This window comes from Oryzisolibacter propanilivorax, assembly GCF_900103645.1.
In the GTDB taxonomy this organism is placed as follows: domain Bacteria; phylum Pseudomonadota; class Gammaproteobacteria; order Burkholderiales; family Burkholderiaceae_C; genus Melaminivora; species Melaminivora propanilivorax.
Genome location: NZ_FNHP01000011.1, coordinates 24,902 through 44,902, shown reverse-complemented (window position 1 = coordinate 44,902; position 20,001 = coordinate 24,902). Strand labels below are relative to the sequence as shown.

At 68.2% G+C, this 20,001-nt stretch carries 18 protein-coding genes; 7 read left to right on the top strand and 11 right to left on the bottom strand.

Translation table 11 applies throughout. From position 1 onward, the window contains the following. Positions 1-5 precede the first annotated feature (5 nt). The 9 genes from BLQ61_RS15230 to motA form a co-directional block, all read right to left on the bottom strand. Positions 6-725, bottom strand: coding sequence for an RNA polymerase sigma factor FliA (locus BLQ61_RS15230; RefSeq protein WP_091572216.1), 720 nt, complete (start codon positions 723-725; stop codon positions 6-8). A 2-nt stretch (positions 726-727) separates the two neighbouring features. Then, positions 728-1,513, bottom strand: a complete 786-nt coding sequence (locus BLQ61_RS15225; RefSeq protein ID WP_091572213.1) for a hypothetical protein — start codon at positions 1,511-1,513, stop codon at positions 728-730. Further along, the gene (gene flhF / locus BLQ61_RS15220) at positions 1,503-3,131 is read right to left on the bottom strand and encodes a flagellar biosynthesis GTPase FlhF (RefSeq protein WP_091572211.1); all 1,629 of its coding nucleotides are present in this window, start codon (positions 3,129-3,131) and stop codon (positions 1,503-1,505) included. Before flhF ends, BLQ61_RS15225 begins: the two co-directional genes overlap by 11 nt. Continuing rightward, the gene (gene flhA / locus BLQ61_RS15215) at positions 3,128-5,200 is read right to left on the bottom strand and encodes a flagellar biosynthesis protein FlhA (protein WP_425415627.1); all 2,073 of its coding nucleotides are present in this window, start codon (positions 5,198-5,200) and stop codon (positions 3,128-3,130) included. Before flhA ends, flhF begins: the two co-directional genes overlap by 4 nt. Positions 5,201-5,224: 24 nt before the next feature. Further along, positions 5,225-6,406, bottom strand: coding sequence for an EscU/YscU/HrcU family type III secretion system export apparatus switch protein (locus BLQ61_RS15210; protein ID WP_091572206.1), 1,182 nt, complete (start codon positions 6,404-6,406; stop codon positions 5,225-5,227). Between the two features lie 178 nt (positions 6,407-6,584). Next, the gene (locus tag BLQ61_RS15205; protein ID WP_091572203.1) at positions 6,585-7,217 is read right to left on the bottom strand and encodes a protein phosphatase CheZ; all 633 of its coding nucleotides are present in this window, start codon (positions 7,215-7,217) and stop codon (positions 6,585-6,587) included. Position 7,218: 1 nt separating this feature from the next. Then, positions 7,219-7,605, bottom strand: a complete 387-nt coding sequence (gene cheY, locus BLQ61_RS15200) for a chemotaxis response regulator CheY (RefSeq protein ID WP_091572199.1) — start codon at positions 7,603-7,605, stop codon at positions 7,219-7,221. Between the two features lie 73 nt (positions 7,606-7,678). Then, positions 7,679-8,626: a flagellar motor protein MotB gene (gene motB, locus BLQ61_RS15195; RefSeq protein ID WP_091572197.1), complete on the bottom strand. Its 948-nt coding sequence runs from the start codon at positions 8,624-8,626 to the stop codon at positions 7,679-7,681. A gap of 21 nt (positions 8,627-8,647) precedes the next feature. Further along, the gene (gene motA / locus BLQ61_RS15190) at positions 8,648-9,508 is read right to left on the bottom strand and encodes a flagellar motor stator protein MotA (protein ID WP_091572194.1); all 861 of its coding nucleotides are present in this window, start codon (positions 9,506-9,508) and stop codon (positions 8,648-8,650) included. A 216-nt stretch (positions 9,509-9,724) separates the two neighbouring features. Between motA and rfbF the strand changes: the two genes are divergently transcribed. Genes rfbF through BLQ61_RS15155 form a run of 7 tightly spaced genes read left to right on the top strand, consistent with a single transcriptional unit; the run spans position 9,725 to position 15,934 of the window. Continuing rightward, positions 9,725-10,495 (top strand): glucose-1-phosphate cytidylyltransferase, encoded by a 771-nt coding sequence (gene rfbF, locus BLQ61_RS15185; protein ID WP_091572188.1) that lies wholly within the window; start codon positions 9,725-9,727, stop codon positions 10,493-10,495. Continuing rightward, a complete protein-coding gene (rfbG, locus tag BLQ61_RS15180; RefSeq protein ID WP_091572388.1) occupies positions 10,495-11,604 on the top strand; it encodes a CDP-glucose 4,6-dehydratase in 1,110 nt (369 codons plus the stop codon). Before rfbF ends, rfbG begins: the two co-directional genes overlap by 1 nt. Next, positions 11,601-12,161, top strand: a complete 561-nt coding sequence (locus BLQ61_RS15175; RefSeq protein WP_091572186.1) for a dTDP-4-dehydrorhamnose 3,5-epimerase family protein — start codon at positions 11,601-11,603, stop codon at positions 12,159-12,161. Before rfbG ends, BLQ61_RS15175 begins: the two co-directional genes overlap by 4 nt. Continuing rightward, positions 12,158-13,399, top strand: a complete 1,242-nt coding sequence (locus tag BLQ61_RS15170) for a class I SAM-dependent methyltransferase (RefSeq protein ID WP_091572183.1) — start codon at positions 12,158-12,160, stop codon at positions 13,397-13,399. The genes BLQ61_RS15175 and BLQ61_RS15170 overlap by 4 nt, the downstream gene beginning before the upstream one ends. Before the next feature lie 53 nt (positions 13,400-13,452). After that, positions 13,453-14,577: a DegT/DnrJ/EryC1/StrS family aminotransferase gene (locus tag BLQ61_RS15165; RefSeq protein ID WP_091572181.1), complete on the top strand. Its 1,125-nt coding sequence runs from the start codon at positions 13,453-13,455 to the stop codon at positions 14,575-14,577. A 13-nt stretch (positions 14,578-14,590) separates the two neighbouring features. Then, positions 14,591-15,241: a GNAT family N-acetyltransferase gene (locus tag BLQ61_RS15160; protein ID WP_091572179.1), complete on the top strand. Its 651-nt coding sequence runs from the start codon at positions 14,591-14,593 to the stop codon at positions 15,239-15,241. Between the two features lie 33 nt (positions 15,242-15,274). Further along, positions 15,275-15,934, top strand: coding sequence for an LbetaH domain-containing protein (locus tag BLQ61_RS15155; protein ID WP_139182764.1), 660 nt, complete (start codon positions 15,275-15,277; stop codon positions 15,932-15,934). A 36-nt stretch (positions 15,935-15,970) separates the two neighbouring features. On the opposite strand, the gene BLQ61_RS15150 is transcribed toward BLQ61_RS15155, so the two are convergent. Further along, a complete protein-coding gene (locus BLQ61_RS15150) occupies positions 15,971-18,160 on the bottom strand; it encodes an O-linked N-acetylglucosamine transferase, SPINDLY family protein (protein ID WP_091572176.1) in 2,190 nt (729 codons plus the stop codon). Between the two features lie 69 nt (positions 18,161-18,229). Continuing rightward, the gene (locus BLQ61_RS15145; RefSeq protein WP_091572174.1) at positions 18,230-19,720 is read right to left on the bottom strand and encodes a flagellin N-terminal helical domain-containing protein; all 1,491 of its coding nucleotides are present in this window, start codon (positions 19,718-19,720) and stop codon (positions 18,230-18,232) included. Positions 19,721-20,001 lie beyond the last annotated feature (281 nt).

The window sequence follows — 20,001 nt, the reverse complement described above, 5'->3', positions numbered from 1 at the left end:
GCCCTCTAGTGACTCCTCATCTTCGTGCGCAGCCGCGCAATCGCCTGGCTGTGCAGCTGGCACACGCGCGACTCGGTCACGCCCAGCACGGCGGCGATTTCCTTCAGGTTCATGTCCTGCTCGTAGTACATGCCCATGATGTACTGCTCGCGCTCGGGCAGGGTCTTGATGGCCTGCACCAGCGACGAGCGCAGGCGCTGGTCGCGCAGCAGCGCCATCGGGTCGGCGCCGGCGTCGGCCACGTGCCGGTCCAGAAAGCCCTCGTCACCCTCGCTGTCGCCCTGGTGCATGTCCTCCAGGTACACCAGCTGCGTGCCGCGCACGCGCGCCAGCAGGCTCTGGTACTCGTCCAGCTCCATGCCCAGTTCCTGGGCGATTTCCGACTCGATCGGACTGCGGCCCAGGCGCTGCTCGGCGCGATGCAGGGCCTGCTCGATCTCTTTTTGGCTCTTGCGCGAGCTGCGGCTCATCCAGTCGCCGCCGCGCAGCTCGTCCAGCATGGCGCCGCGGATGCGCTGGCTGGCGAAGGTCTCGAACTGCACGCCCTGCGCCACTTCATAGCGCGATAGCGCGTCGGTCAGGCCGATCATGCCGACCTGGATCAGGTCGTCCAGCTCCACGTTGGGCGGCAGCTTGGCGATCATGTGGTGCGCGATGCGGCGCACCAGCGGCAGGTGCTGGCGCAGCATGGCGTCGCGGTCGAGCTGGCCTTTCGCGGTGTACATGGCTAGTGCCTCGGTTCCAGTGGGGGCGCCGCGAAGGCGCCGGCGGCCGTGCAGGGGATGTCGGCCTGCATGGTGCAGGCGTTTTCCAGCAGCTGCAAGGCCAGGCGCTGGATGTCCTGGGCGCGCGCGGCGTCCACGGCGGTGGTGTGCACGCGCAGGCCCAGCTGCGCCTGCGCGCTGTGCTGCAGCGTGGCCAGGGCCTCGGCGGTCTGCGCCGGCGGCATGCGCGCACCGGGCGGGCGCACGGAGGCGACGACGCACGCCGGCGGGCCGGCATGCAGCGCCAGGTGCTTGAGCTGACGGTATGCGCCCACCAAGCCCTGCGCGGCCGGGCCGGTCATGACCAGTGGCACGCCGGCGCTGGCCTGCACCAGGCAGCTCAAGCGCTCGACCGGCGCGTACAGCACCGCCACCGCGTAGCTGCGAAACAGCCCGGCCAGGCGCGTCAGCGCCACCGGCCCGGTGTGCCGTGCCAGTTGCGCCAGGCCGCGTGCGGCCGGCACCACCGCCAGCGAGGCCCCATCGGCCGCGCCGGTGCTGCCGGGCCAGTCCAGGCCACCCAGCAGCTGCGCCAGGCCCGGGGTGCGCTCATCCTCCAGCGCGGTACCGTCCAGCACCACCACCGCGTACGACAGGCGTTGCAGGCTGGAGCACAGCTGCCAGAGCATCTCCAGCTCGGTGCTGCCGGCGGCATTCGACTGGCTGACCACGGGCAGCAGGCGTAGCTGGCGCTCGGGCGTGAAGCTGTGCAGGCCGGCGGCCTGGTGCAGGGCAGTGTCAAGCCACATGGCCCAGGTTCCTTTCGCTGCCGGCGGCGGGGGCTGCGGGCGAGAAGATGAAGTTCAGGTCGACCTCGCGCGGGTCGAATGCCGAGCGCACATTGGCGCGCATGGCGGCGGCCACCAGCTTGTGCGCGCTGGCCGGCTCCCAGTCCTCGGGCACGCGCTGGCCGTTGGTCACGCCGCGCAGCACCATCTGGTGGCGGATCAACGCATCGATGGCCGGGCCCAGCTTCACCGCCTCATCCACCTTGGACAGGATGGCCTGCTGCGTGCCGGCGCTCTTGAAGCCAGTGAACACGTCGTCCAGCGTGTCGCCGTGGCTGGCGGCGTTGAGCACCAACAGGCGCTGCACGCCCGGCAGGTCGAGCACGTTCAGCAGGTCGCGCCGGCGCGGGTCGCGCGGGGCCACGCCGGTGGTGTCGATCAGCACCATCTTCTTGTTGGCCAGCAGGCCCAGCAGGTCCTGCAGCGCCGCCTGGTCGTGCGCCAAGTGCGCCACCACGCCCAGCATGCGGCCGTAGGAGCGCAGCTGCTCGTGCGCGCCCATGCGGTAGGTGTCCAGCGTGATCAGGCCGACGCTGGCCGGGCCGTGCACGCGCGCGCACTGCGCGGCCAGTTTGGCGGTGGTGGTGGTCTTGCCCACGCCGGTGGGGCCGACCAGCGCCCAGATGCCGCCTTCCTCGTGCAGCGGCAGCGCCTGCGCGTCGGTGCGCAGGTTGCGCTCGAGCACCTCCATCATCCAGCGCACCGCCTCGGGCGCGCCCAGGTCGGCGGGCAGGTGCTCCAGCACCGCGCGCGACAGCGCGGGCGAGAGGCCGGCGCGGATGAGCTTCAGCATCAGGTTGGACTGGATCGGGTCCTGCCGTGCCTGGCCCAGCCAGGACAGGGTGTTGAACCGCTCCTCGATCAGATCCTTCATGGACTGCAGCTCCTTCATCAGGTGCTGCTGGTCGGCGCCACTGGCCAGCGTGGGCGCCGGCGGCGCGGCGCGGCGCGTGCCGATCTGCTCGGCGCCCAGGGCGGCGTGCATGACCGGCGGGCGCAGCGGGTTGTGGCGGGCCACCGGGGCCGGCTGCGGCTGCTGCTGCGGCGATTCGGCAAACGTCGGCTGGGCCGGGCGCGGCATGGCGCGCGGCGCCGGGCGCTGCGGCGCCGCCGGCGGCTCATCCAGCGGCGTCGGGGCGCTGCCGTGCAGGGCCTCGTGGCGGCGGCGCAGCATGCGCTCGCGTACATAGTCCTGGAACGACAGCGTGCTCATGGCCAGCTGCTCGGTGTCCTGCGCCACGGCGCTGCGTGCCGGCACGGGCGTGGGGGCGCTGCCGGCCTGGCGCGCCAGGGCATAGGGCTGGGGCTGCTGCTGCTGGCGCACCGGGCTGGCCGCCAGGTCGTCGGCGCGCTCCTGCAGCCGGCTGGCCGGCTGGCGGGCCGGGGCGGGGGCGGCCTGGGCCACCTGCACCTGCTGACCGTCCTGCAGGCCGGACAGCGATTCCTCCGCCGTGGCCATGACCTCGACGCCGCCGGGGATGGGGCGGTTGGACAGGATCAGCGTGCCGTCGCCGAAGGCCATGCGGGCCTTGGCCAGGGCCTCGCGGGCGGTGGGAGCGGTGAAGCGTTGGATGTTCATGCGGATGCCCCTTGCAGGATCGGGCCGATGCGGATGGTGTGGGTTTCAGGGATTTCGCTGTGCGCCAGCACTTGCAGGCGCGGCGCCACGCGGCGCACCAGGCGGGCGATGGCACTGCGGATGGCGTCGGGCACCAGCAGGCAGGCGGGCATGCCCATTTCTTCCTGCTTCAGTGCCACCTCGGCGGCGCGCGCGCCCAGCAGATCGGCCACGCCCGGGTCCAGCGACGGGCCGTTGGCGTTGCCCAGGGCCTGCATCAGCAGGCGCTCCAGGCCAGGCTCGATGGCGATGACGTTCAGCTCGCGCGTCGGGCCGTAGATCTGCTGCACGATGGCCGGCGACAGCGCGATGCGCACGCGCCGCGCCAGCTCGGCCGCGTCCTGCGTGCTGCCGGCGTGCTCGGCCAGCGTCTCGATGATGGTGCGGATGTCGCGGATGTGCACGGATTCCTCCAGCAGCAGCTGCAGCACCTTCTGGAACACGGTGATGGAGACCATCTTGGGCACGACTTCCTCGATGAGTTTGGGCGCCAGGCGCGTCACGTGCTCGACCAGTTGCTGCGTCTCGGTACGGGACAAGAGCTTGGCGGCCTGCACTTGCATCAAGTGTGACAAATGGGTGGCCATGACGGTTTCCGAATCAACGACGGTAAAGCCCGCCATTTGCGCCGCTTCACGTTGGGCCGCGTCGATCCAGTGCGCCGGCAGGCCGAAGGCCGGGTCGGTGGTGGCGGTGCCGATCAGCGGCGTGGAGATGCCGCCGGGGTTGATGGCCAGGAACATGCCCGGGTGCGCCTCGCCCTCGCCGACCACCACGCCGCGCAGCGTGATGCGGTAGGCGCTGGGTTTGAGCTCCAGGTTGTCGCGCACGTGCACCGCGGGCGGCAGAAAGCCCACCTCCTGCGCGAACTTGCGCCGCACGCCCTTGATGCGCGTGAGCAGGTCGCCCTGGCGGTTCTTGTCCACCAGCGCGATCAGGCGGTAGCCCAGCTCCAGGCCCAGCAGGTCCACGGGCTGCAGGTCGTCCCAGCTGGCCTCGCCGTCGCCAGCGGGCGCCACCGGCGCTTCCTCGACCGGCGCCGGCTGGCGCTGGCGCTTGAGCAGCAGCCAGGCGCCCCAGGCCAGGGCGCTGCCCATGATCAGAAACACCGCGTGCGGCATGCCCGGGATGAGGCCCAGCAGGATCAGGATGCCGCCGGCCACGCCCAGCACGCGCGGCGACATGAACAGCTGCTGCACGATCTGCTGGCCCATGTCGTTGTCCTTGCCCACGCGCGAGATGACCATCGCCGCGGCCACGGAAATCAAGAGGCCTGGAATCTGCGCCACCAGCGCGTCGCCCACCGCCAGCAGGATGTAGCTGTTGGCCGCATCGCTGGCCGACAGCCCGTGCGACAGCATGCCGATGGCGAAGCCGCCGATGATGTTGATGATCAGGATCAGGATGCCGGCAATCGCGTCGCCGCGCACGAACTTGCTGGCACCGTCCATGGAGCCGAAGAAGTTGGCCTCTTCCTGCACCTCCAGGCGGCGGCGCTTGGCTTCCTTCTCGTCGATCAGGCCGGCATTCAGGTCGGCGTCCACCGCCATCTGCTTGCCGGGCATGGCGTCCAGGGTGAAGCGGGCCGACACCTCGGCGATGCGCTCGGCGCCCTTGGTCACCACCACGAAGTTGATGACCACCAGGATGGCGAAGACGATCAGGCCGACGGCGAAGTTGCCGCCGATCAAAAAGTGCCCGAAGGCCTCGATCACCTTGCCGGCGGCGCCCGCGCCGGTGTGGCCCTCCAGCAGCACCACGCGCGTGGAGGCCACGTTCAGCGACAGCCGCATCAGGGTGGTGAGCAGCAGCACCGACGGGAACGCCGCGAAGTCCAGCGGGCGCAGCATGTAGGCCGCCACCATCATCACCATCAGCGCCACGGCGATGTTCAGGGTGAAGAAGGTGTCCAGCAGCCAGGCCGGAATCGGCAGCACCATCAGCGCCAGGATGGCGACCACCAGCAGCGGCGCCGACAGGCCGGCCAGGGCCGAGCGGTGGCTGCCGGCCCACTGGCGCATGGAGTTCATCGAGGAAGCAGACATGGTCGGGCGTCAGTCAGAAGTAGGGCGGGGCGCGCGGCGGCGCGGGCTCGGGCGCTGCGCCTGGGGTGAGTGCGGGTCCAGCTCGGGCGGCACCTGCGGGTCGGGCTGCTCCAGCGGCATGCGGCCCTCGCCGCGCATGGCGGCCTTCAGGCGATAGACATAGGCCAGCACCTGCGCCACGGCGGTGTAGAGCTGCTGCGGGATGGGCTGCTCCAACTCGGCGTGGGCGTACAGCGCGCGCGCCAGCATGGGCGACTGCAGCACCGGCACGCCGTGCGCCTGCGCCACCTCGCGGATCTTGAAGGCCAGCAGGTCGGTGCCCTTGGAGATGACCTGCGGCGCGCCCATGGCGGCCTCGTCGTAGCGCAGCGCCACGGCGTAGTGCGTGGGGTTCATCAGCACGAAGTCGGCCTTCGGGACGGCGGCGATGCTCATGCCGTCGGCGATCTCGCGCGCCTTCTGGCGCATGCGGCCCTTGAGCTGCGGGTTGCCGTCGCTTTCCTTGTGCTCCTGTTTGACCTCCTCGTGGCTCATCTTCAGGCGCGACTTGAAGAAGAACGCCTGCAGCGGCACGTCCACCACGGCGAACAGGAACACCACCAGCAGCAGCAGCGCCATGCCCGAGACGATCCACTCGCCCACATGCCGCAGCGCCACCGGCGAGGGCTGCAGCACCAGCTGCGCCATGGATTCGATGCCGTTGCCCATGAAGTGCCAGGCGACGGTGGCCAGGATGGCCGTCATCAGCACCATCTTGGCCACGTTGGCCAGCTGCTGCTTGGAAAACAGGTTGGCCGCGCCCTTGAGCGGGTTGAGCCGGTTGAACTGCGGGCTGATGGGCTTCAGGCTGAACACCAGCCCGCCTGCGCCCACGCCGGCCACCAGCGCCGCGAAGCTGGTCAGCGCCGCGAAGGCCGCGCTGCCGGCCACACCCAGCAGCACCAGCGGCTGCAGGCGCTCGAGCATCGCGCCGGGCGTGCGCACCGTGGCGGCATCGAAGCGCAGGCTGTGCTGCAGCGCGCGCTGCAGCCACTCGACGAAGTGCGGCGCCAGCAGCAGCAGCGCCAGCGCGCCCACGCCCAGGATCGCCAGGTGCGACAGGTCGCGCGAGCGCGCGGCCTGGCCGTCCTGGCGCGTCTTTTGCAGCTTGCGCTCGGTGGCGGGTAGGTTTTTGTCCTGGCTGGAGCTCATGGCGTGACGACAGAGAAGGTCACGCCGATTGTCGGGAGCAGCAGGAAAAGCTAAAGCCCGAATAGCGGGCAGGAGAGGGCGCTTCTCGGCGCCCTGGGAAGGCCCGTCAGACTCCTGATTTGATAGCTGTCCGCCCTTGTAAACAAAGGGCTGGAGGCCGATTGGGCCTCAAAAACCCTCAAAACCCCAGGCTGGCCAGCAGGTCGTCCACCTGCGACTGGCTGGTGACCACGTCCGGCGTCGATTCAGGGTTCACCACCGGGCCCTGCAGGCGCTCGGGTGCAGGCGCCGCCGCCGGCGCCGGGGGCGCGCTGCCGGGCGGGGCGGTCTGGATCACCAGTTGCACCAGCTGCTGCTCGATGGTGGCGGCCAGGTTGACCACGCGGGCAATGACCTGGCCCGTGAGGTCGTGGAAGTCCTGCGCCATCATGATCTCGGTCAGGTGCGTGTCCATGCCCTGCGCCACCTGCTCGACTTCCGTCAGGTGGTTGTAGACCTCGCCCTTGGCCACGGCCGCCACCGGGTCGGTCACCAGCGCGCTCAGCACGCGCTGCGTCTCGCTGGCCAGGTGGTCGTTCTGCGCCTTGGCCTGCTCGACGCGGGTCAGCACTTTCTCGGCCGCCTCGCCGGTCAGCCGGGCGATGTAGGACAGGCGGCTTTGCGCGTCCGGCAGCTCGCCCATCGAGCCGCGCAGCTGGTCGGCGTAGCCCAGTTCGTTCAGCGCGTTGTGCAGCTGGCGCGTGAGCTGGCCAATCTTCAGGTGCACGTCCTGGGCGGATTCGGCCTCGCAGGGGTTGTCGGGCTGCTGCATGTCACAGTCCCAGCTTCTGGATGATCAGGTTGACCTTCTCCTCCAGCGTGGCCTTGGTGAAGGGCTTGACGATGTAGCCGGCGGCGCCGCCTTGCGCGGCGGCGACGATGTCCTCCTTGCGCGCCTCGGCGGTGACCATCAGCACCGGCAGGTGCTTGAGCTTGTCGTCCTTCTTGATCTCGCCCAGCAGCTGAAAGCCGTTCATGTTGGGCATGTTGATGTCGGTGACGACGAAGTCAAACTTGCTGTTGCGCAGCTTGTTGAGCGCGGCCACGCCGTCCTCGGCCTCGTCGGCGTCGGCGAAGCCGCTTTCCTTGAGCAGGTTGCGCACGATGCGCCGCATGGTGGAGAAATCGTCAACGATCAGAAAACGAAGGGCAGAAGACACAAAAGACCCTTTCGGTCGGGATTACGGGCAAAGCCAGATGGTCGCGGCAAAGCGCGATTGTGACAAGTTGTTGCTAACCCTGCGGGGCGGAAGGCCGATTGTCGGGCCTTTCGGCATCCGGGGCAGCCGGGGGCGGAACAGGCGCCGCGGCCGCGCGGCGGCCCAGCAGACGCTCCTCGGCCTCGTGCGTCAGCACCGTGATGGTGATGCGCCGGTTCACCGCGGCGCGCGGGTCCTGCGGCTCCAGCAGGTCGCTGGCGGCCAGGCCGACCACGCGCCCCAGCTTGCCGTCGGGCATGCCGGCGGCCACCAGCTCGCGCCGCGAGGCGTTGGCCCGGTCGGCCGACAGCTCCCAGTTGCTGTAGCCGCGCTCGCCGTTGCCATACGGCGCGGCGTCGGTGTGGCCGGCCAGGCTGATGCGGTTCTGCACCCCGCCCAGGGCGGCGCCGATCTCGCGCAGGATGTCGCGCATGTAGGGTTTGACCAGCGCGCTGCCGCTGTCGAACATGGGCCGGTTCTGGTCGTCCACGATCTGGATCTGCAGCCCGTCGGGCGTCACGTCGATGCGGATCTGCGAGCGGTATTCGTTCAGGCGCGGGTTCTCGGTGATGATGGCGTCGATCTTGGCCTGCAGCGCCTTGAGTCGCTGGGCGTCAATGCGCGCGCGCTCGGCGCGCGCGGTGTCCACGCTGGTGCGCCGGTTGGTGGCGTCGTCGGAATCGGATCGGCGCACCTGGCCATGCACCTTGGACAGGTCGTTGCCGCCGCCCGGGATGACGCTGGAGCTGTTGCCCGAGCCGTCGCCGCCCTGCATCGACACCTTCAGCGGCGAGGCGAAATAGGAGGCGATGCCCTGCAGTTCGCCCTTGGCCGTGGAGCCGAGCAGCCACATCAGCAGGAAGAACGCCATCATCGCCGTCACGAAGTCGGCATAGGCAATCTTCCAGGCGCCGCCATGCGCGGCGTGGCCGCCCTTCTTCACGCGCTTGATGATGATCGGCTGGAGCTTTTTCTCGGCCATGGCAGCAGTCCCGGGTCGCCCTTACTTCTTGCCCTTGACGTGTGCTTCGAGCTCGGCAAAACCCGGCCGGTCACCCGAGAACAGCACCTTGCGCCCGAACTCGATGGCGGTGGCCGGGTTGTAGCCCTGCATGCTGGCCAGCAGCGTGGACTTGATGCAGGCGAATTCTTTCGAGGCGTCCTCGGCCTTTTGCTCCAGCAGCCCGGCCAGCGGCTCGACCGCCCCATAGGCCAGCAGGATGCCCAGGAAGGTGCCCACCAGCGCCGAGGCGATCATGCCGCCCAGCACCGCCGGCGCCTGGCCGACCGAGCCCATGGTGTTCACCACCCCCAGCACGGCAGCGACGATGCCGAAGGCGGGCAGGGCGCCAGCCAGGCGAGTCAGCGCCGCCACCGGGGCGTGCGCCTCCTGGTGGTGGGTCTCGATCTCGGCGTCCATCAGCGACTCGATCTCGTGCGCGTTCAGGTTGCCCGAGACCATCATGCGCAGGTAGTCGGTGGTGAACTCGATGACGTGGTGGTCGCTGCCCACGGCCGGGTATTTCTTGAAGATCTCGGACTTTTCCGGCTCCTCCACGTCGGCCTCGATGGCCATCAGGCCTTCCTTGCGCGCTTTTTGGAGGATCTCGTAGAGCATGGACAGCAGCTCCAGGTAGCGCGCCTTGGTGTACTTGTTGCCTTTGAGCACCTGCGGCAGCAGCTTGGCCGTCGCTTTCAGCACCTTGGGCTGGTTGTTCACGATGAACGCGCCCAGGGCAGCGCCGCCGATGGTGATCATCTCGAACGGCAGCGCCTCCAGCACGACCTTGATGTTGCCGCCGTGGGCGATGAACACGCCGAACACGCAGCCGAAGGTGATGAGGTAGCCGAGGATGACGAACATGGGCGGGGATTGTGTCAGAGCACCTTGCGGCTTGAAGCGCCGATCAGCAGGCGAGAACCGGGGCTGTTTGCCAGGCGCGTGTCGGTCAGATGTATCTGCCTGTGTCGTATTTCGGATGAAAACCCGCTGTGCTTGAGGCCGAAAGCACGAGAAATGCGCCCTTTGCCTGCCTTGCCCACGCTTTGAGCCCCCGACCGCCTTCTATGCTTGGCGACTATGAAAGCCGTACTGCTGGCCGGCGGGCTCGGAACCCGCATCTCCGAGGAGTCGCACCTGCGCCCCAAACCGATGATCGAGATCGGCGGGCGTCCCATCCTGTGGCACATCATGAAGATGTATTCGGCCCACGGGGTGAACGACTTCATCATCTGCCTGGGCTACCGCGGCTACGTCATCAAGGAGTACTTCGCCAACTACTTCCTGCACATGTCCGACGTCACCTTCGACATGGCGGAAAACCGCATGGAGGTGCACCAGCGCCACGCCGAGCCCTGGCGCGTGACGCTGGTGGATACCGGCGAGGACACGCTGACCGGCGGCCGGCTGCGCCGCGTGCGCGAATACCTGCCTGCGGGCGAGCCGTTCTGCTTCACCTATGGCGATGGCGTGGCTGACCTGGACATGGCGGCGCAGTTCGCCTTCCACCGGGCACACGGCCGGCTGGCCACGGTCACGGCGGTGCAGCCTCCCGGGCGCTACGGTGCGCTGATCTGCGACGGCACGGCGGTGGCATCGTTCGAGGAAAAGCCGCGCGGCGATGGGGGCTGGATCAACGGCGGCTTCTTCGTGCTGCAGCCTGAGGCGGTCGACTACGTCGCCGGCGACGACAAGTCCTGGGAGGCCGAACCTATGCAGCACCTGGCGCGCGACGGCCAGATGCAGGCGTTCGAGCATGCCGGCTTCTGGCAGCCCATGGACACGCTGCGCGAGAAGAACCTGCTGGAGCAGCTGTGGCAAAGCGGTCAGGCGCCGTGGAAGTGCTGGTGATGCCCGCCGCCGTGACCGCCAGTCCCGATGCCGCCTTCTGGCGCGGCAAGCGCGTGCTGCTGACCGGCCACACCGGCTTCAAGGGCGCCTGGCTGGCGCTGTGGCTGCAGCGCCTGGGCGCGCAGGTCACCGGCCTGGCCCTGCCCCCCGGCGCCGAGCCGGCGCTGTACACCCTGGCGCGGGTGGGGCAGGGGCTGCATGCCAGCCACCAGGTGGACATTCGCGACGCCAGCGCCGTGGCACGCGTGGTGCGCGATGCGCGCCCGCAGCTGGTGCTGCACCTGGCCGCGCAGGCGCTGGTGCGCGCCGGCTACGCCGACCCGCTGGGCACCCACGCCACCAACGTGATGGGCACCGCGCATGTGCTGGACGCGCTGCGCGACCAGCCGCAGGTGCGCGTGGCGCTGGTGGTGACGACCGACAAGGTCTATCGCAACCGCGAGTGGGCCTATCCCTATCGCGAGGACGACCCGCTGGGCGGGCACGACCCCTACAGCGCCAGCAAGGCCGCGGCCGAGCTGGTGACCGCCAGCTACCGCGACGCCTTCCTGGCCGCGCAGGACGTGGCGGTGGCCAGCGCGCGTGCCGGCAACGTCATCGGCGGCGGCGACTGGGCCGCCGACCGGCTGCTGCCCGACGCCGTGCGTGCCTGGAGCGCCGGGCAGACGCTGCACATCCGCCACCCGCACGCGACACGGCCCTGGCAGCACGTCATCGAGCCACTGGCCGCCTATCTGTGCCTGGCCGAGCGGCTGTGGCAGGCGCCGCAGCTGGCCGGGGCCTACAACTTCGGCCCGCTGCCGCACGAGGCAGCCAGCGTCGGCAATGTGATCAAAATGGCCTCCAGCCTATATTCTGCGCAGGCTTGCAGCTATGAAATAGAGAGTGCAGGCCCACACGAAGCCGGCTGGCTGGCGCTGGAGACGGCGCTGGCGCGCCAAGTGCTGGGCGTTGCGCCGCGCTGGCCGCTGGCCACCGCCGTGGCGCGCACCATGAACTGGTACCGCGCCCAGGCGGCCGGCGCCGATGCACGGGCGCTGTGCCTGGCCGACCTGCAGGCCTGGGAAGAAACGCAAGCCACGGACATGCCGGCGGAGGACGCGGCATGAGACGGCTGCTGCTCACCCCGCTGCCACTGCCCGGCCTGGTGCGCGTGCAGCGCCAGCCAGCGCACGACGCGCGTGGCTCATTCGAGCGATGGTTCTGCGCCGACGAGCTGGCCGCCGCCGGCTGGGCGCGGCCCATCGCCCAGCTCAACCGCAGCCTCACACGCCAGCGCGGCAGCGTGCGCGGCCTGCATTACCAGCTGCCGCCGCACGCCGAGACCAAGCTGGTCGGCTGCCTGCGCGGCGCCGTCTGGGACGTGGCGGTGGACCTGCGCGCCGGCTCGCCGACTTTCCTGCGCTGGCATGCCGAATGCTTGAGCGCGGACAACGCCTGTGCGCTGCTGATCCCGCCAGGCTTCGCCCATGGCTTCCAAGCCCTGAGCGACGATGCCGAACTGCTGTACTGCCACGACACGCCGCATGCCCCCGGTTTCGAGGCCGGGCTGCACCCACAGGACGCGCGCCTGGACATCGCCTGGCCGCTGCCGGTGACCGGCCTGTCGCCGCGCGACCAGGGCCACGCGCCACTGACCCTCGACTTTCAAGGAGTGCGCCTGTGAACTGCCGCCACTGCGGCCAGCCGCTGCATCTGACCTTCCTGGACCTGGGCAGCGCCCCGCCGTCCAACGCCTACCTGAGCGAAGCCGCGCTGCGCGCGCCGGAAGTCTGGTACCCGCTGCGCCTGCTGGTGTGCCAGCACTGCTGGCTGGTGCAGACCGAGGACCACGCCGGGCGCGAGGCGCTGTTCAGCGATGACTACGCCTACTTCAGTTCGTTCTCGTCGTCCTGGCTGGCCCATGCCGAGGCCTATGTCCAGGCGATGCGCGGACGCCTAGCGCTCACCAGCGACAGCCGAGTGGTCGAGGTCGCATCAAACGACGGCTACCTGCTGCAGTACGTGCAGGCCGCCGGCATCCCCTGCTACGGCGTGGAGCCCACGGCCAGCACGGCCGCAGCAGCCCGTGCCAAGGGCATCGAAGTGGTCGAGCGCTTCTTTGGCGTGGCCTTGGCCGGCGAGCTGGCCCACGCCGGCCGCCAGGCCGACCTGATTGCCGCGAACAACGTGCTGGCGCACGTGCCCGACATCAACGACTTCGTGGGCGGGTTCGCCCGGCTGCTCAAGGCCCACGGCGTGGCCACGTTCGAGTTCCCGCACCTGCTGCGCATGGTCGAAGGCTGCCAGTTCGACACCGCCTACCACGAGCACTACTCCTACCTGTCGCTCACGGCCGTGCAGCGCATCTTCGCGGCCAACGGCCTCACGGTGCTGGACGTGCAGGAGCTGCCTACCCATGGCGGCAGCCTGCGCGTGTTCGCCGGCCGCGCCGATGCCGCCGCCCACCTACAGGCCACGGCCGAAGGCGCGGCCCGGGTGCGGCAGCTGCTGGCTGCCGAAGCGGCGGCCGGCATGCTGGGAGAGGGTTTCTATGGCGATTTCCAGGTCCAGGCCTTGCGCATCAAGCGCGAGCTGCTGACTTTTTTATTGCAGTGCCAGGCCGACGGCTCCACCGTGGGCGCGTACGGCGCGGCGGCCAAAGGCAACACGCTGCTCAACTTCGCGGGCGTGCGGCCCGACCTGCTGCCATACGTGGTGGACAAGAACCCCGCCAAGCAAGGCCAGTGCCTGCCCGGCAGCCGCATTCCGGTGGTGGGCGAGGCACACCTGCGCGCCCACCGGCCGGACCGCATCCTGATCCTGCCGTGGAACCTGCGCAGCGAGGTGGCCGAGCAGCTCGACTACATCCGTGACTGGGGAGGCCGGTTCGCCACCGCCGTGCCCCGCCTTGACGTCTGGTAGTCGCACCGCCGTCGCCACCCCATTTCCATCAGACACCACCGAAGGAGACCACCATGATCCCAATGTTTAAACCCCTGATCCAGCAGGAAGAAATCGATGCCAGCCGCGAGTCGCTGGAGCTGGGCTGGCTCGGTATGGGCAGCTACGTGTCCGGCTTTGAAAAGAAGGTCAAGGAGATCCTGCAGGCGCCCGACCGGCATGTGGCAGCCGTCAGTACCGGCACCGCGGGCCTGCACATCGCGCTGCTGCTGGCCGGCGTGGGGCCGGGGGACGAGGTGATCGTGTCGGCCTTCAATTGTTCGGCCGACTACCAGGCCATCACCTGGGTGGGCGCCGACATCGTGTTCTGCGACTGCGCCGACGACACGCTCGAGCTGGACCTGGCCAAGGCCGAATCCCTGGTGGGCCCGCGCACCAAGGCCATCATCGTGATGGACTACGACTGCATCATCAGCGACCACGAAGCCATTGCCGCCTTTGCCGAGCGCCACAAGCTGCGCGTCATCCACGACGCGGCGCACTCGTTCGGCTCCAGCTACAAGGGGCGCATGGTGGGCAGCTTCTCGGACATCTGCGTGTTCAGCCACGACCCGGTCAAGACCGTGACCTGCCTGGACGGCGGCACCGTGGTCGTGCGCACCGAAGAGGAACTGCGCCGGGTGCACGAGCTGCGCCTGCTGGGCATGCAGCAGCCCGCCGAGGTGATGTACCAGAACAAGCGCGCCTGGACCTTCGACGTGGAGCGCGTGGGCTTTCGCTACCACATGCTCAACATGCACGCCGCCATCGGCCTCGCACAACTGGGCAAGCTCGATGTGATCAAGTCGAGCCGCCAAGCGGCATCGCGCCGGTACAACGAGAAGCTGCAGGGCATTGCGCAGGTGCGCACGCCTCCCACGGACTTTGCGGACGTCAACCCGTTCCTGTACTACATCCGGGTGCCCGCAGAGCACCGCGATGCGCTGCGCGACTTCCTGAAGGCCAACGGTGTGGACACCGGCATCCACTGGCAGCCGGGGCACTGGTTCTCGCTCTGGAAGGACTGCCGGGCCGGGGACCTGTCGGTGACCGACGCGGTCGGCAAGGGCATTCTTTCGCTGCCGCTGCACTCGTGCATGCCGCTGGAGAGCGTGGACACCGTGGCCGAGCAGGTGCGCCGCTACTTCGCCCAGGTTTGAAGAGGCCGCCATCATGCACTCGCCAACGCCTGGACAGCAGCTTCTGGCTGCCATCAAAGAGACGGCCCGTGCCGGCGAGACCGGCCTGGTGCTGCCGGTCGGCCAGCCGCTCACGGCCGTGGTCCGGCCGATCGCGACCGTTCCCGGCCATATCGACGCCGTCGACGCGCAACTGCTCACCGAGTGGCGCAACCGCCACGTCAAATCCTTCCTGACCGAATTCGTCTCGACCCCCGAGCGCACGGCCGCCTGGCTGGCGGGCGCGGTCCACCAGAACCCGGGCAAGATGCTGTTCATGGTGGAAACGCTGGGCGGCGAGCGTGTGGGGCACGTCGGGCTCGGCTTCATCGACTGGCAGCGCGGCTACGGCGAAGCGGATGCCATCGTGAGCGGCGGGGCGTCGCCCCCAGGGCTGATGAAGGCCTCGCTGCTGGTGCTGATGCGCTGGGCGCACGAGGCGCTCGGGTTGCAGACACTCGCGGTGCGGGTGCGCTCGGACAACCCGGCGGTCGAGTTCTACCGCAAGGTGGGCTTCCAGGAATACCAGCGGGTGCCCATCGTGGCCCGCACCGTGCCGGGCGGCGTGGACTGGTCGGAGGACCCGCAGGCCGCCGATGCACCGGCCAGCCTGGTGCACATGCAACTGCATCTGACCCGGACCTGAGCGGGCCGGGAGGCGTCGGGAAGGAGGCAGCGCATGGAAATCTTGCGAATGGACCGCGCACGGCTGCTGCGCTATGTGGCGCAGCAGCTGCACCACACGCTGCCCGACGATTTTGACCCCCGCGCGGACCTGGACGCGCACCTGGACGAAGCGCTGGCCCGCCTGAACGTGTGCATCAATGCCGTGCGGCCCTGGAGGCAGGACCGCTTCGATCCGCTGCATTCCACGCAGTACTGCAGCTTTCTCTATTTTCTGGCGCACACCATCTGGCGCCGCACGGCCACCACCGAGACGCCCACGCGCCTGTTCCTCTTGAACAAGGCCCTGAACGGCATCGACCTGTTTTATGAAATCGACCTGCCCGAAGTGTTCTTCATTGGCCACTCGGTGGGCATCGTTTTCGCCAAGGCTACGTACGGCAACTTTCTGGTGGCATACCAGAACTCCACTGTGGGCAAGAACCATGGCGTAGCACCGGTGCTGGGCGAGGGCGTGGTGCTATATCCGAATACGGCCATCATTGGCCGCTGCCGGGTGGGCGACGGCACCGTGCTGGCGCAAGGGGCGAGTTTGGTCAATACCGACGCGCCCGGGCATTGCACGGTGTTTGGTACGTCCACGGGCGCGGGGGTGGTGTTCGGACCGCGCCGCCGTGACGTGCTGGCCGACATCTTTCGCTCGCCGCCTGGGTAATTGCCAGCGCAGAGGCGGCCCTAGCGGCATGGCACATCAGTGCTGCAGCGCCAGTGCCTTGGTGGCGTAATGCAGGTAGGTCATGGCGAAGTCGGCATGGCCATGCGCCTGTTCCACCTCGGCCAGGCAGGCCAGCGCCATTGGGTCGTGTGGCACGGCGCACAGCACGGTCTCGGCCAACTCGGTCAGCGCGATCCAGCTTGGGCTAACAATGTTCTGTCCCTCGGGCGGTGGCTCGGCCTTGGCTTGGTCCACCAACGCCTGTAGGCGCGCATGGGCCTGGGGCAGCGGGATGCGCTCGCCCGGCGCCACGCCGACACCGGGAACGGGCGCCGTCGCCCACTCGGGCGGCACGTCCCGCAGCCAGTCGTGCATGACTTGCTGCTGCGCGGGCGCGTCGTTTGGGTGCTGGCGTTCGGCCAGCCACTGCAGCCACATCACGCGCAGGCCCTCGCCGAAATGGTGAGTATGTAGGTCCTCGCGCATCAGCGCCGACTGCTCCACCTCTTGGCGCAGGCCCAGGCGCAGGGCGTTGAGTTGCCGCGGTTCCTGCGCCAACTCTTGAGCGATGCGGACATAGTCGTCCGCGTCCTGCGCCAGCCACTCGGCGCGGCCCAAATAGGCCAGAATACTAGTGCTCAGGCGGCTCTTGAAACTTGCTCCGACCATGGACACCAGCGGCACCCCCATCCACAGGACGTCGAAGGTGGTGGTGCCGCCGGTCAGCGGAAATGGGTCCAGCGCGATATCGATGCGGTGGTAGGTCAAGTATTGGTTGCGACGATCCAGGCCAACCAGGAATAGGCGTTCAGGGTCCACGCCCAGTCCCGCGCAGCGTTGGCGGTAGGCATCAGCGCTAGCCGTCTCGCCCAGGCCCTTGCCCTCGATCAGCAGCCGCGCGGTGGGCACGGCGCGCAGGATGCGTCCCCAAAGCGCCAGCACCTCGTCAGTCAGCTTTCCCAGGTTGTTGCACGAGCCGAAGGTGACGTAGCCATTGTCCAGGGCTGGAGCGCGACGCACCAGGTAGCGCGGCTGGTAGCGGTACAGCGGCGCGCGGATCAGCGGCCGGTAGCTGCAAAACAGCGTCGGCAGACGGTATAGGCGCTCGACGTATTCATCGTCCGCGCCTTCGGCATCAGTCACCTCGTCGGTGAACTTGTAATCAATGGAGGACAGACCTGTGGTTGCCGGAAAGCCGAGCCAGGACACTTGCACCGGCGCCGGCTTGTACGCCAGCGCCGGCAGCCCGCTGTAGCCGGTGTGGCCGGCCAGGTCGATGGCGATGTCGATGCGCGCTGCGCGGATGGCCGTTGCCTGCTCCACAGGGGTCTTGCCCGCCAACGGGATGAAGTGGTCCACGTGGCATTTCACCCGCGCGGTGACGGCGTCCTCTACCGGATGGAGATAGAACGCCACCACCTCGAACATACGCCGGTCCAGTTGCGCGAGCAGCCCCTCGATGAAATACATCACCGCATGGTCACGGAAATCAGGTGAAACAAAGCCAATGCGCAGACGCCGCCAGGGCTGGTGTTGCACGTCCTCAAAGCGTGGCCAGTGCTGGCGCAAGGGCTTTTCATAAGCCTCGGCAAGCGCGCGACCGACGCGCATGAAATCGCGCACGTTCCGCTCCGGGTCGGCCAGCATGAACAGCAGACAGTTGGCATAGGTGGCGAAGTCTTGCGGCATCAGGGCGATGGCGGCCTCGCAGTCGCGCACCGCCTCCCGCACTTGGCCCTGCTCGCGTCGGTGCAGGGCGCATTGGTTGAGGGCTGCCGCACGCACAGCATTGTCCGCACCAGCCAGCGCCAACGCACGCTGCGCAGCCTCAAAGCCGCGATGGTTGTCCGCTACTCCGTAACAGCTTTGCGCCAGCATGATCCAAGGCATGGCGCTGTCCGGGTGCAGAAGCACCATGGTTTCCAGCAACGCCCGGGCGCGGCCCGCCTGGCCCAGTTGCAGCAGCACGTTCGCGTAGTCGAGCAGCAGCTCGCCATCCTCCGGATGGTGTTTCGTGGCCGCCTCGAAGGCGTGTAGTGCCGCAGGCATGTGGTCCTGTTGCTGCAGTGCAAAGCCCAGCAGGCGGTGCGCTTGCAAGTCGCGTGGGTTGTAGCGCAGGACTTGGCGGCACAGCTTGGTCAGTTGTTGCCAATTGCGTGAAGCGTGCGCAGCGACCAGACGTGCGGGTAGCGACGAGCCAGCGTACTGGCGGACCGGTGGAGGCATGAGAGGGACCCCAAAAAGTTGAAGTGCAAACGCGCAAGCGAGGGAGCAGGCGCGCCCGACCAGCGCCTATCAGCCTTTAAGCAGGGACAGAACTCCTTGCGGAATCTGGTTGGCCTGCGCCACCATGGCGGTGCCGGCCTGCTGCAGGATCTGCGCGCGCGAGAGGTTGGCGGTCTCGGCCGCGAAGTCGGCGTCCAGGATGCGTCCGCGCGAGGCCGACATGTTCTCCGACGTCACCTGCAGGCTGGCAATGGCGGTCTCGAAGCGCGACTGCAGGGCGCCCAGCTTGGCACGCTCGCCGTTGATATGGCCCAGGGCCGAGTCCACGGTTTTCAGCGCGTCCGTGGCCTTGGAGAACGTCGTCACATCCAGGTCCGAAACTTTCTTGAGCGTTGAAGGTGAACCAGAGCTGGAGAAGGCGCCCCCAGCAGTGCCACCCACGGCCGAGAAGGACTTGTCGGAGTCCAGCGTGACGTAGCCGCTGACGATGCTGTTGTTGGCATTGGTGTCGGCCGCCAGCGTGACGGGGCCGCCTACTGCAGCAGCCTTGCCATCTGTGCCGACCTGCATTTTTTGTACCTGCACAGCGCCCGCGTTCTGCACCGCCGTGTCGGCCACGCGGATGTCGTTGCCGGTGTTGTTAGTGAGCACGACCTTGGCGCCGTCTTCGCTGAGGGCGGCGATGATGCCTGTCTTGGAGGACTGCTCGTTGATCGCCGAGATGGCCGAGGACAGGCCGTCGGGTGTATTACTGGCCGGTAGGGTGAAAGAGATGTTCACGTCCGCGCCGTTATCCGAGCGCAGGTCGAGCGAGTACGAGCCTGCCGACTGAAACGTCACTTCTGCCATGGTGCGCGCAGTGGCCGCAACGCCGGTGTCGCCCTTGACGCGGTTGATGTTGTCGGCGATGGTTTGCGCGGAATCGTTGGCAGCAATGGTCACCGTCTTGGAGCCGGCAAAGCCTTTGAGATCGACCGTGCCCTGGGGGGTGCCGTTGGCGCCCCATGCGCCCGAACCGGTAGAGGCACCGCCTGCGGCCACTTGGTTGTTGCCGTAGTTGTTGGTGCGCAGATTGGCCGTGGCCGCCACGATGGTCTGGTTGGCGTTGGCGCCGACCTGGAACTGCTGCGTGCCGAACGAGCCGTCCAGCAGCTTGGCGCCGTTGAACTCGGTGGTCTGCGAGATGCGGTCCAGTTCGGCCACCAGTTGCCCTACTTCTTGGTTCAACGCTTGGCGGTCAGATGCCGAATTGGATGCGTTGGCCGACTGCACGGCCAGCTCGCGCACGCGCTGCAGGATGTCGCCCGAAGCCTTGAGCGCGCCTTCCGCCACCTGCGCCAGCGAGATGCCATCGTTGGCGTTGCGCACGGCCTGGTTCAGGCCGCGGATCTGGCTGGTGAAGCGCTCGGAGATCGCCAGGCCGGCAGCATCGTCCTTGGCGCTGTTGATGCGCAGGCCGGACGACAGGCGCTGGATGGAGGTGTTCAGCGATCCCTGGCTGACCCCCAGGTTGCGCTGGGCGGTCAGCGAGGCCACGTTGGTGTTGATGGTGGAAGCCATGGTGTGAATCCTGGATGGGCGAAGAAGGGGTCGCCGGCGCGAAAACGGCCGTATGGCGACAGATACGAGAACCGTGCACGGATTGTCCAAAGCCTTCAGGACGCACGATGGGCCGATAAGCACGCAAAAAACCTTCCATTCCTTCATTTGGTATCTAAAGTTTTCCGCCAACCACCCGAAAACCTCTTCAACGGGACAAGCGAATCACGACAGAGTGTCCCGTCGGTCAGCGGCCGGGCGTGACGCCAGGACGCGAGTAACGAGGCCAGACCGTTCTGGGC